Below are 257 nucleotides of genomic sequence, written 5' to 3'. Positions count from 1 at the left end.
CTCCGGCAGCGTTTGCGGCTCCCAAAACCGCTGCAGGAGTGGCCTTGACGTCAAACCGGGCGATATTGACGGCAATGCTGCCGTCGAGCAATTCGACATCTTGAGGAAGATATCCGATGTGTTTGCCGAGGGACTGGGATGACCAGTGCTCCAGTGCGGCATTATCCAGTTTAATCTTGCCCCGTGCATGTGGCCAAACCCCCACGAGCGCCCTTGCCAAAGTAGATTTGCCTGCTCCGCTTGGGCCGATGATGCCA

At 57.6% G+C, this 257-nt stretch carries 1 protein-coding gene; it reads right to left on the bottom strand.

The genetic code is table 11. The features are described 5' to 3' along the window. On the bottom strand, positions 1 to 257 hold a 257-nt coding region (locus AC0L3B_RS39840), incomplete at both ends, for an ATP-binding cassette domain-containing protein (protein ID WP_473383399.1).

The organism is Bradyrhizobium sp. Kon56, from assembly GCF_055807635.1.
This window is presented reverse-complemented; position numbering and strand designations above follow the sequence as displayed.